3 protein-coding genes are annotated in these 14,243 nt (G+C 36.1%); all 3 read left to right on the top strand.

What is annotated here, in order from left to right:
* Nucleotides 1-777: 777 nt before the first annotated feature.
* From B0A65_RS21805 to B0A65_RS21795, 3 genes are read left to right on the top strand one after another with little or no spacing between them, the layout of a single operon-like run.
* Nucleotides 778-11,187: an Ig-like domain-containing protein gene (locus B0A65_RS21805; protein ID WP_074657519.1), complete on the top strand. Its 10,410-nt coding sequence runs from the start codon at nucleotides 778-780 to the stop codon at nucleotides 11,185-11,187.
* A gap of 47 nt (nucleotides 11,188-11,234) precedes the next feature.
* Entirely contained in the window at nucleotides 11,235-12,167 is a 933-nt protein-coding gene (locus tag B0A65_RS21800) for a PorP/SprF family type IX secretion system membrane protein (RefSeq protein WP_074657522.1), read from the top strand.
* Nucleotides 12,168-12,178: 11 nt separating this feature from the next.
* Nucleotides 12,179-14,113, top strand: a complete 1,935-nt coding sequence (locus B0A65_RS21795) for an OmpA family protein (RefSeq protein ID WP_074657526.1) — start codon at nucleotides 12,179-12,181, stop codon at nucleotides 14,111-14,113.
* Nucleotides 14,114-14,243 lie beyond the last annotated feature (130 nt).

The following is a 14,243-nucleotide window of genomic DNA, read 5'->3' as shown; positions in this document are numbered from 1 at the left end:
CACAAAATGCTTATAAGGCTTAAAATTTTGTTTCTTTTTTTGGAAAGAAAATGTAATTAGTTTTTATTTCATTTAGAGTTTAAAGTTTTTTAAAATAACTTAATTAATTTGCTTATGGAATTGACAGTTACTCTACTTATCAAATTTGCATTAGGTCTTCAAATTATTTTAGCTTTATTTTTTATTTCTTTAGATAAAATTAAGCGTATTCAAAAAGCAAATTTTAATTTCACTATCAACGTTTTTCAAAAAAACCAACATTATGTCAGCTTTTTATTTACAAACCCCAGTCTGCGGTTTTGTTTATAAAAGGTAATGTCATATTTTTTTTTTGATAATCCTTAGCATTTAAATAATGTTTCAAAAGTTTTCGAATCTCTCAAATTTTTTAAATTAAAGATAGATTGTCTAATCAACACTTTATCGATTGAAACATACTCACAATATTTAATAGAATTTCCCCAAATTCTACTTTAAAACATAGATTTTCTTTCAGGAAATTAACCTAACAACAAATCACTCCATTTATCCGGAAATTGATTCATATCAATATTCCACAAAATTTTTAAGACATTTTTTATTCGAAGGAACAAGAAGTGGTCTTTGTATGCTTCCGTATACGCAACATTTTTTAATGAAATGAAATTTAAATTAACAGTCGACTAGTATTTTAAATTTCATTTTAAGTAGCTGATTATTAACGTTTTTTAAAATTGCCTAAGCATACGTGCTTATCGCAACAGGTATTTTATTGTCCATTTTCTAATCTTCCAAATTATGAAAAAAAAATTTACTTTTTATGATCTCATCGTAAAGAAGAGATTATTTGGTTTGTTGTTTTTGTTGCTTTTTTGCAGTAAAAACTTTGCGCAAACTTTTTGTAGACCAGACTCCCAGACCAATAGTACTGGTGGTCTTTTATGTGTAGGAATGAGTGTTACGAATCCAACCAATGCGTTCGATACTAGTATGACAACTTATGCATCGATTACAAACACGCTTGGTTTGGCTTGTTTTGCTCAGGAAACATTACATTTTAATCAGACTGCAAAAGCAGGAGACCAAATAGTTATCTATTTTGGTGAAGGAAATGGAGTGTTAGATGTTGGTTTATTGTCAAACGCAACTATCCAGGCAAAAAATGGCTCAACTGATGTTGGTGGTGCGGTTGCGATGAATAATTCGTTACTGAATCTTCAATTATTATCTGCGACTAATTCGGCAGTAATAAAATACACATTGCCGGGAGATGCCAATCAGATTCAAATTCAATCTGGAGGGCTTTTGGCAGTACTGGTAAATTTAAGAATTTATGATGTGCGTTTGCAATTTGCAAAACCAACAATTGTTGGAGGAGAAACACAATCTGTATGTTCGGGGCAATCTGTAGCGCTTACAGCAACTGCAGCAGCAGGAACAACGGTTGCCTGGTATGATTCTCCGACATCTACTACAGCACTTTCTAATGTTGCTACATTTACTACGCCAAACCTGACAGCTACAACTACTTATTATGTTAGTACTTCGAGAGTTGCAGGTTGCGAAAGCAGTGATCGATTACCTGTTACAATAAATGTTATCAATCCTGTACAGCCCACAATTAGTACTCCAGGCACAGCGATTTGTTCTGCGGGTGCAACTCAGGCAACTACATTATCAGTAATTAGTCCGGTACCCGGAACTATATATTCCTGGTATAATGTGCCAAATGCAGGTGTAGCTTTAGCAACAGGTAGCACTTATACGCCATCTGTCCCAACAGGAGCGACTGATTTTTATGTAGAAGCTTCTATTGGTACTTGTAAATCGGCACGAACTCAGGTTACTGTGACATCAACTCCGGTTCCTGCGCTTGCATCGATACTGACACAAAGTGTAACAATTATATCCGGACAAAATGCAAATTTAAGTGCCTCAACGACTGAGGCAAATGTTGCGTTAGACTGGTACGATGTACCTACAGGCGGAGTAAAATTATTAGGAGATTCTAATACTTTTACAACTCCAATTTTAACTGCGAGTAAAACCTATTATGTTGAGTCACGCAATACTATTGGTGGTTGTGTTAGCGCTACAAGAGTTGCTGTTCCTGTAACAGTTTTACCTGCTGCGTTAGGAGGTTGTCTGGAAGCGAATAGTCAACAAACAACTCAAAACGGACTTTGTTTGCTTTGTTCTTCTACAACTCCAAATAATTCTGTAGATGGAGATATTAATACCGCGGCGAGACTTACTCTTCCGGTTGGTTTATTAAACGGATATATTCAGCAAACGTTACAATTTAATAATCCTGGAAAAGCAGGTGATATTGTAGATGTAGTATTGGCTTTGCCGGGTGGTATTGCCGATCTTTCGTTATTAGGAGCTGTGAGTTTAGCCACTTACAATGGAGCTACTTATAATAATGACAGAGTTTCTACTAATAATAATGCTTTGGTGACTCTGCAATTATTATCAGGAAATCGCTTTAGAGCCAGTATTGTTGCTGGTGCCAATTTTGATCGTGTCGAAATTAGATTGGGTGGTTTGGTTACTGCCTTAACCAATTTAGATATTTATCAGGCAACTTATAGATATAAAGCGCCAACTATAACTGGTAACAGTACTCCAATTTGTGGTGGATTGACTACTACCTTAACAACTGTTACAAATTTAGGGGATACTATAAAATGGTATGATGCTTTAACAGGCGGAAACTTATTGGTTAGTACACCATCTTATACAACACCAGCATTGACTGCTAATACAACTTATTACGTAGAACTTACTCGGAATGGTTGTGTAAATAGTGAAAGAAATCCTATTCTGGTTACTGTGAATAATCCTTTGGCACCATCGACAGTTGTTGCTACTCCGGTAAATTTATGTAGTGGAGAGACAACTACTTTAGCGATTCAAAATCCGGTTTCAGGGACAACCTATAATTGGTATGATGAATCTGCTGGTGGAAATTTATTGTTTACGGGTACTTCTTTTACAACTCCAAGTTTGACTACTTCTTTGACTTATCATGTTGAAGCAGTTATTGGAAATTGTGTAAGTGCAACTCGTACTCCGGTACCTGTAACTGTTAACCCATTGCCTGCGGCACCTGTTCCTGTATCTTCAAATGTTATTATTCAGTCAGGTCAAAGTGTGATGTTGGCAGTTACGAATAATCCGGGATTTTCATATATGTGGTATGATGCTCCAACGGGAGGAAATCTTTTGCAAGGAACTGGAAGCAGTACTTATATACCTAATCCGGTTTTAACTGCAAATAAAACATTTTATGTTGAGGCAAGAGATTTATCATCTGATTGTCCCAGCAGTACAAGAGCTGTAATTAATGTTGTGGTAATTAGTACGGTTAGTAGCTGTTTACAACCTAATGCACAGGTAACATCTACAGATGGTTTGTTATGTTTGTTATGTACTTCTACTAATCCAAATAATTCTGTAGATGGAAATATAAATACAGCAGCAACTCTTTTTACTCCTGTTGCGGCAGCCGGTGCATATATACAACAACAACTTACTTTTCCTACACCTGGTCAGGCAGGAGATATCATTGATGTTGAATTAGATTTGCCAGGAGGTCTTGCTGATCTTTCATTACTGGGAGGAGGGATTAGTTTGGCAACCTATAATGGGGTCACTTTTAATAATGACAGAGTCTTGCTTAACAATAATTTATTAAATGTACAATTATTGTCAGGAAATAAATTTAAAGCCAGCTTTACTGCAACAGCAGCATTTGATAAACTTGAAATTCGTATAGGAAATGGTTTAGCTACTTTATTAACTACTTTGAATATTTATGGCGCTTCTTATAGATTTCCAAATGCAACAATAACAGGAGCGACAGCGCCAATTTGTGCAGGAGGAACTGCTACATTATCTGCATCTTCTACAGGAACGGAAACATTTACTTGGTATGATGCTCCTACTGGAGGAAATATAGTGGCTGTAAGTCCAACTCTTCCGTTGACTGCTACTAAAACTTATTATTTAGAAGGAACTCGTGCCGGATGTGTAAACAGTGTTCGTCAAGCTGTTACGGTTAATGTATTAGATATTCCAACGGATGCAAATATTACAATTGCAAGTCCTTTGACGGCTTCTTGTGCCGGAGGTATTGTATTGGCTCCAACATCGGCTTTAGCTGGAGCGACATTTAAATATTATACAGATCAAAATAAAACAGTTGAGATTACATCAGGAACTGTTGGCGGAGTAACTTATGTTAAAGACGCTACAACAGGTGCTTTAACTATTAGTGGACTTATTGCTGCAAATGCTCCTTATACTTATTATGTTTCTGTTCTTAACGGAGGTGTATGTGAGAATGTAAACGGAACTTTAAAAGCAGTTGTCGTAAATTATCCGGCAGGTTCGGCTTTAACAGTTACGCCAACTTTGGCTGGTTGTGCTAAAGCAAATCTAAAAGATGCTATTGCAAATTTTGATACATCGGGAAATACAACTTATACTTTCTTTGATCCTTCAAATAATCCAATAACAGATGTAGCTGCGGCAAATATTACTGTTAACGGAATTTATTCAATTCAGGCTCAAACTACGGGTATTGATTGTCCTTCGATAAAATTACCAGTAACAGTTACAATTAATCCATTACCAACGTTAACAGGAGTAACAAATTCGATAGCAGTTACACCAGGAACTTCAGTTGCATTAGCTGCAACATCAAACGGAACAATTACTTGGTACGGACCTCAGGGGAATGTTTTACCAACAAATAATACCGGAATTCTTAATACTGTAGGTGTTTATACTTATACAGTAATTGCCACTCTTGGAACTTGTACCACTAGCCAGACAGTTACTATTAGTGTTATAGATCCTGCGACTTGTGATCCATTATTCGAAAGAGTTTATGCTACTACAGAGTTATCAGGTTCAATTATTACTGGTGGAGTAACAAGCGGACCTTTGGCTGTAGATGGTGATCCAAGTACATTTTCTACAATAACTACAGGTTTAGGACTTTTAGGCATTGGAACTACATGGCAAAATTTACAATGGCCAACAACTATTGCAAAAGGTACTCCTGTAACAGTAAAATTAGGCTTAGCTAATAGCGCAGTTGCAGTTGGACAAAGTATTTCTGTAATAGGTACTAAACGCAATGGTTTAAATAATCCAATTGATATTGGAACTTTACAATCGGCTTCAGGATCATTACTGAACTTATTGCCGGGTCAAAATTCATTTGAATTTACATTTGTACCTTCTAATACTTCAGGACCTCAGGATTATGATGGTATAAGAGTACAATTAGGATCTGTTCTTAGTCTTGCACAAAATATCAATGTTTATGATGCTCATTATAGTAAACAAGTAACTCAAATTTCTTGTGGAAAAGGTGATATTGAAGATCTTTTTTATGGAGTAAGAGATTTAGGAGTTGGAGCATTAACAGCTACTGTAGGTGTTTCTAATGCCTGGAATGTTGCTGACGGAGATGTTGCTACTTATGCAACAATGTTTAGTGGAGTAGGTGTACTTGCTGCCGCTGAACTTACGACTAAGTTTAGAACACCATCTATGGTTGGTGACAGTTTAAGAATTACTATTTCAAAACCAGGAACAATTTTAAATCTTAATTTGCTTACAGGATTCACGATCCAGCTTTATTCAGGAAATATTGCAGTTGGTGCGCCAATACAAAATACAAGCAGTTTATTGACTTTAAAATTACTTTCAGGAGATACAATGGCAATGACAATCGTTGCACCTCAAACACAGCCGTACGACAAAGTTGTAATCACTTTTGGAGGAGTTGCAAGTGTTTTAGATCAGCTTAGAGTTCATACAATTGATCGTGTAACTAATACCAAAGTTATTGGCAGTGATCCTGATAATAAAATCACGGTCTGCCCCGGCGCAGATATAACGCTCACGGTTCCGCCAAAAGCTTGCGCGAATTATGCTTGGTATGATTCTCCAACAGGAGGAAATCAAGTTGCTACAGGTCAAACGTATACACTTCCTGCATCATTAGCTGCTGGTACTTATAAATATTACATTCAACCAATTCGCTACGGTTGTCCTGCTCTTGAAAGAGGTGAAGTTACTGTAGTAGTAAGAGCAACAACGCCAGCAAGCGCAATAGCAAATGTTACTATAAACGGAGGAAATAATACTGTAATTTGTGCCGAAGATGGAAAAGTAACCTTAGATGCAGTTTTAAACACTACACCTGTACTAACTAATCCGATATATCACTGGTATAAATTTGATGGCACAACAAGTGTGGCTGTCGCTGGCGAAACAACTTCTAAATTAGTATTGACAGGATTAGTTCCTGGAACATATACTTATTATGTGGGAGTTAGCTCAGATGAGTATTGTGAAACTATGGAAGCTGATAGAAAACAGGTAACATTCACGATTTTACCAACTTCACTTGAAACTGATATTATAGTAGACAATGCTAGTATTTGTCATGATACAGATGCTGTGTTGACACCAACAAGTTCTTTAACAAATCCCGTGTTTTTCTGGTATTTAGATGCTAATAAAACGCAGCCAATTTTTAACGGAGTAATTGGAGGAGTAACTTATACAATTAGTTCTACCGGAGCATTAACAGCTTCAGGATTAACAACCGCAATGAGCCCTATTACTTATTATGTAGCTGTTACTAGCGATAATACATGTCAGAATAAAAATGGCGAACTTAAAGCAGCAACTGTAATTGTTAATGATCCTGCTACACCAACGACTAATGATCCAACACAAGATTTCTGTTTGGTAAGTAATCCAACGGTTGCAAATCTTCAGGTAAATGAGGCGAATGTAGTTTGGTACAATGTATCAACAGGAGGAACAGCATTAGCAACTACAGCAGCATTAGCAAATGGCCCTTATTATGCAGCAATTTTAGATCCGGCTACCAGTTGTGAAAGTTCAGTTCGATTATTAGTAACTGTAACTGTAACCGATCCGGGAACACCTGTAATTACCAAAACTACTCAGGATTTCTGTTTAGTTGATAAACCAACATTTGCAACAATAGACGTAACTCCGGCTACAAATATTGTTTGGTATGATGCGTTGACTGGAGGAAACTTAATTCCATCAACTACAGCATTAACAACTGGAACATATTATGCTGCTATCAAAGATCCGACAACAACTTGTGAAAGTAAAGTTAGATTAGCAATCACGATTAATGTAACCGATTCTGGAACACCAATAATAACCAAAACTACTCAGGATTTCTGTCTGATTGATGCTCCAACATTCGCAACAATCGACGTAACTCCAGCTACAAATATTGTTTGGTATGATGCATTAACTGGCGGAAACTTAATTCCATCAACTACAGCATTAACAACTGGAACATATTATGCTGCTATCAAAGATCCGACCACTACTTGTGAAAGTAATGTTAGATTGGCTATTGTAATTAATGTAAACGATCCGGGAACACCTGTAATTACTAAAACTACTCAGGATTTTTGTTTGATTGATGCGCCAACATTTGCAACAATTGACGTAACTCCAGCCACGAATATTGTTTGGTATGATGCGTTGACTGGTGGAAATTTAATTCCATCAACTACAGCATTAACAACTGGAACATATTATGCTGCTATCAAAGATCCGACAACAACTTGTGAAAGTAAAGTTAGATTAGCGATCACGATTAATGTAACCGATCCGGGAACACCTGTAATTACCAAAACTACTCAGGATTTCTGTTTAGTTGATAAACCAACATTTGCAACAATTGATGTAACTCCGGCTACAAACATTGTTTGGTATGATGCGTTGACTGGTGGAAATTTAATTACATCAGCTACAGCATTAACAACTGGAACATATTATGCTGCTATCAAAGATCCGACAACAACTTGTGAAAGTAAAGTTAGATTAGCGATCACGATTAATGTAACCGATCCTGGAACACCAATAATTACCAAAACTACTCAGGATTTCTGTCTGATTGATGCTCCAACATTCGCAACAATCGACGTAACTCCTGCCACAAATATTGTTTGGTATGATGCGTTGACTGGTGGAAACTTAATTCCATCAACTACAGCATTAACAACTGGAACATATTATGCTGCTATCAAAGATCCGACCACTACTTGTGAAAGTAATGTTAGATTGGCTATTGTAATTAACGTAACCGATCCTGGAACACCAACTTTGGTAACAGCAGGAACACAAAATTTCTGTTTGGTAAATGCACCAACATTTGCAAGTGTTCAATTTAATCAGACCAATATTGTTTGGTACGATGCTTTAAGCGGTGGAAATATAATTCCTTCTACTACAGCGTTGACAAGCGGAACTTATTTTGCAGTACTAAAAGATCCGGTATCAGGATGCGAAAGTGCGGCAAGATTATCAGTAACGATCAGCGTTACAGATCCAGGAACACCGACACTAGTAAATGCAGGAACACAAAACTTCTGTTTAGTAAACGCACCAACATTTGCAAGTGTTCAATTTAATCAGGCAAATATAATTTGGTATGATGCCTTATCCGGTGGAAATGTAATTCCTTCTGCTACAGCATTGACCAGCGGAACTTATTTTGCAGCGATAAAAGATCCTGTATCAGGATGTGAAAGTGCGGCCAGATTATCAGTAACGATCAGCGTTACAGATCCAGGAACACCGACACTAGTAAATGCAGGAACACAAAACTTCTGCTTGGTAAATTCACCAACTTTTGCAAGTGTTCAATTTAATCAGACCAATATTGTTTGGTACGATGCCTTAAGCGGTGGAAATATAATTCCTTCTACTACAGCGTTGACAAGCGGAAATTACTTTGCAGTACTAAAAGATCCGACTACTACTTGCGAAAGTGCAGCCAGATTATCAGTAACAATTAGCGTTACAGATCCGGGAACACCGACACTAGTAAATGCAGGAACACAAAATTTCTGTTTGTTAAATGCGCCAACATTTGCAAGTGTTCAATTTAATCAGACCAATATTGTTTGGTACGATGCTTTAAGCAGTGGAAATTTAATTCCATCAACTACAGCATTGACAAGCGGAACTTATTTTGCAGTACTAAAAGATCCGGTATCAGGATGCGAAAGTGCGGCAAGATTATCAGTAACGATTAGCGTTACAGATCCAGGAACACCGACACTAGTAAATGCAGGAACACAAAACTTCTGTTTAGTAAACGCGCCAACCTTTGCAAGTGTTCAATTTAATCAGGCAAACATAGTTTGGTATACAGCGCTGACCGGAGGAAATTTAATTCCTTCTGCTACTGCGTTGACAAGCGGAACTTATTTTGCAGCGATAAAAGATCCTGTATCAGGATGTGAAAGTGTAACAAGATTGCAAGTTACTATTAGTGTAACTGATCCGACTACACCAACAACAACTGCTCTTACTCAGGTTTTCTGTTCAGGAAATAGCCCAATTGTTGCTAATATTCAGGTTAACGAGAGCAATATCATTTGGTATAGTTCGGCTACTGGAGGAACAGCAATTGCTCCAACTGCAGCGTTAGTAAATGGAGATTATTTTGCAGCATTAAAAGATGCAACTACCGGTTGTGAAAGTAGTGTCAGACTTAAAGTAACAGTGACTGTTGGAAATTCAAATAACCCAACAACAAATAGCGCAGCGCAGAGTTTTTGTATAAACAACGCTGCAACTGTTGCCAATATTCAGGTAAACGAAAGCAATGTAAGTTGGTTTACTAGTGCGACAGGAGGAATCGCAATTCCATCTAACACACTATTAACTTCTGGAATCTATTATGGTGAAATTACAGAAGCAACAACAGGATGTAAAAGTGCAACTCGTTTGCAGGTTGCCGTAACGATTGTAAATCCTGCAGCAACACCAACTACAAATTCTGCAATTCAAAACTTCTGTACATTAAATGCACCAACAATTGCAAATATTCAGGTTAATGAAGCAAATGTAATTTGGTATAGTACAGCTACAGGTGGGACAGCATTGCCTGCAACAACGGCTTTAGTTACGGGTACTTATTATGGAGTTGTTTCAAGTGCAGTAAATTGTGAAAATCTGGTACGATTAGCAGTTGTGGTAAATGTAAATACGCCTGCAGTCATTACAACGCCAAGAACAACGCAAACATTCTGTTTATCAAAATTACCAACTCTTGCTAATATATTGGTAAATGAAACAAATGTAGTGTGGTATTCTTCTGCAACAGGAGGAACTCCGTTAGCAGCAAATACCCAACTTACAGCCGGAACATATTATGCCGGTGCCCTAAATAACAATACAAATGGTTGTACAAGCGCTACAAGGTTAGGGGTTTCAATTAATTTCGAAAATGATGCTTTAGTACCACTTGTATCTACTGATGATACACCATGTGTTTTCCAAGGGGTGACGTATTCAATTGCAAACGGAAAATCAAACTATGTATGGTCTGTTACAAATGGAACGATTACTTCTGGTGGAGGAACTGCCGATGGTTCTGCAACTATTTCGTGGTCTGATATCGGACCGGGTAAAGTTACGGTTACCTACATTAATAACTGTGATGAAACTACTACTAAAACATTGAATGTTACTGTTGCTACTTGTTCTGATTTAACAATCACAAACACAGTAAGTAATCCGACTCCAAATTTTGGGGAACAGATAACATTTACAGTAACTGTTAACAATGTTGGACAAGGTAATTTCATAAACACAATCGTTAGTGATTTATTACCAAGCGGATATGATTTAGTAAGCAGCACTACAAGTTCTGGTGTTTATGATCAGACAACATGGACTATTCCAACACTAAATGCTGGTCAGAGTGCGACACTTACTATTGTTGCAGAAGTTTTGCCAGGTGGTAATTACCTAAGTGTTGCAACTGTTGAAAATTCAACTCCTTTAGATGTTGATGCAGCAAACAATTCGGCTTCGGTTTCTGTTGAACCTATTTGTTTGACAGTTTACAATGAGTTTACTCCAAACAATGATGGATCGAACGATTTTTTCAGAATTGACTGTATCGAATCACATCCAAATAATGAACTTAAAGTTTATAATAGATATGGAGCATTAGTTTACAGCAAACAACATTATGAAAATGATTGGAACGGAACTGCCAATGTATCAGGAGTTATAAATAGAGGAGATATGTTGCCAACAGGTACTTATTTTTATGTGATAGACATTGGAGACGGAACGGTTAAAAAAGGATGGTTATCTATAATGAGATAAGCAAACTATGTTAATCATCTAATTAATTAAACTAAATAAGTATCGTTATGAAACTATATATAAAATCATTAGAAACGTATTTTATCTTAATATGTTCTTTTATTACTTTTTGTGTCAGTGCACAACAAGATCCGGAGTACACACAATATATGTACAACACTATGGCGGTAAATCCAGCTTATGCTGGATCTACCGGCACTTTAGAAGCAGCTCTTTTATACCGTTCACAATGGATAGGAATTGACGGAGCACCAGAAACACAATCGTTTACTATTCAGTCACCGCTTAGAAATGAGCAAATAGGTTTAGGATTAAGTGTCGTTAATGACAAAATTGGTCCATCAAACGAATTATACATTGATGGAAACTTCGCTTATTCAATTCCTTTAGGATATGAAAAAAGATTGGCCTTTGGGTTAAAAGCTGGAATGAGAATGTTAAATGTTGACTGGTCAAAAGGGAGATATTATGATCAAAATGATGTTTTGTTGAATCAGAACATCGATAATCAGGCAAAACTAGCAGTAGGAGCCGGGATTTATTATTATACTGATAAATGGTATGTGGGATTATCAGTTCCAAGTTTTATTCAGAGTAATTATTACGATGATGTACAGGAATCGATTGACTACGATCGTTTGCATTACTACTTAATGGGAGGTTATGTTTTTGATTTGAATCCGAATCTTAAATTCAAACCTGCCTTTTTAGTAAAAGCAGTGACTGGTGCTCCGGTTACTGCTGATATTTCGGCGAATTTTATGATTGCAGAAAAATTTGTAATAGGTGGTTCTTATAGGACAGATGATTCTATAAGCGTCCTGGCAGGTTTTCAAATATCAAAAAGTTTTTATATCGGATATGCTTTTGATTACACCGTGAGCGATCTGAATAAATACAACGATGGATCGCACGAAATCATTTTGCGTTATCAGTTTAACAAAGGCGAAAGTAAAATTAAATCCCCTCGATTCTTCTAAAAGTAAAACCTATGAAAAAATTATATATCCTAAGTTTAGTTTTGAGTTTTACATTTAGTTTTGCTCAGACTAATTTAAAAAAGGCCGATGCCCTGTTTAGAAATTATGCTTACGCTGATGCTTCAAAAGCTTACGAAGAAATTTTACAGAACATCAAAAGTCCCACAGCCCAAACATTAAAGAATGCTGCTGACTCGTATTATTTTATTTCAGATGCCAGAAATGCATTAAAATGGTATAAAAAATTATACGAAGTTCAAGGCAATAATTTAACGGATATTTACTACTTGCGTTATATTCAGTCACTGAAAGGTGTTATGGATTATGATGAAGCAGATAAAATGACAAAAGAATATCTTTCTAAAAAAGGAGATCAGAATGAAATAAACAAATACATTGTTCAAAAGAAGCAAATGGATAGTTTGTCTAAAGCGAAATCGCTGTATACAGTTAAAGATTTAGATATTAATACAAGTAAATCTGATTTTGGCGCTACTTTTTTTCAGGATCGAATTGTGTTTACTTCGGCAAGGGATACAACAAAGTTTAGTGAAAAATTGTATACCTGGAACAATCAGCCTTTTCTAAATTTGTATACTGCAGAAAGAAATCCTGCTGATGGCAGTTTGTTTAATGAAACAGTATTTCTTCCGAATGTAATGACCAAATACCATGAAGCAACAGCATCTTTTGATGCAAGTGGAAAAACAATTTACTATTCGACAAACATTGTTAAAAAGAACAAATTGGTCATCGATGAAAGTAAAACGAATAATTTTCAAATTGTTAAAGGTGAAATCGTAAATAATAAATTAGAAAATCCACAAAAGGTTTTCTTTGATAGTGATGATTATTCTGTTGGACATCCTTCTTTAAGTGAAGATGGAAAATGGCTTTTCTTCGCATCAGATATGCCGGGAGGAATTGGTGAAACTGATTTATACTATGTAAAAATTGCTGCCGATGGTACGATGAGTTCACCTGTAAATCTGGGATCAAAGATTAATACAATCGGAAATGATCTTTTTCCGTTTTTCCGTAATGGAAAGCTGTATTTTTCTTCTGATGGACACTATGGTTATGGAGACCTGGATGTTTATGAAAGCTCTCTTTTGGCTGATGGAAGTTTCTCAGATCCTGTAAACTTAGGATCTCCAATTAATAGCAATAAAGATGATTTTTCTTTTGTTATTGATGCCCAGGATAATTACGGTTATGTTTCTTCTAACAGAGCAGGAGGAAAAGGAGATGATGATATCTATTCTTTTACAAAAGGCAAACCTGTTTGTAATCAAAGTATTTCGGGTATGGCTATAGATCGTAAAACTAAACTACCGCTGTCTGATGTTTCTATTATGGCGTACAATTCTTATAGTGAGATTCTTGGTGAAACCAAAACAAATTACGAAGGTAAATATGCTATTGAGGTTCCATGTGGAAAAATAGTTAAAATGATCGCCGCGAAACAAAACTACAGTAGTGACGAGAAAACTGTAGAAACTACTAAGGAAAACGGTGGAGAAATTAAAGATGTTAATTTTGAATTGAGCAATTATGATGATCTGGTTGTTAAGAAAAAAGGAGTCGAGAAAGTAGATGTTAACCCAATTTACTTTGATTATGACAAGTATGATATAACGCCTCTGGCTATAGAAGAATTAACCAAAGTGGTTTTTATCATGAAGAAATTTCCAAACATCAGAATCAAGATTGAATCACATACAGATTCTCGAGGAAAAGATTCTTATAACCTGAAACTATCAGATAACAGAGCCAAATCAACAAGAGATTATATTGTTTCACAGGATATTGATCCGTCCCGAATTGAAAGTGCAATTGGCTACGGGGAAAGCCGATTGATTAATAAATGTAAAAATGGAGTAAAATGTACAGAAGATGAACATTTGTTAAATAGACGTTCAGACTTTATCATTATCCAAAAATAGCTTTATATTTGTACTCTAATTATTTGATAATCAGTGTTAAAATATAAAACGAAGAAACCATTTGGAAGTTGGTTTTGTTTAATTCTTTTTTAAGAATAGTGGACAAGAAGAAAATCAAGTTGCATCATTT

Origin of the sequence: Flavobacterium frigidimaris (genome assembly GCF_002217275.1) — a bacterium.
GTDB lineage: Bacteria > Bacteroidota > Bacteroidia > Flavobacteriales > Flavobacteriaceae > Flavobacterium > Flavobacterium aquidurense.
The sequence above is the reverse complement of the archived record's forward strand: the minus strand, read 5'-3'. Positions and strand labels throughout refer to the sequence as shown.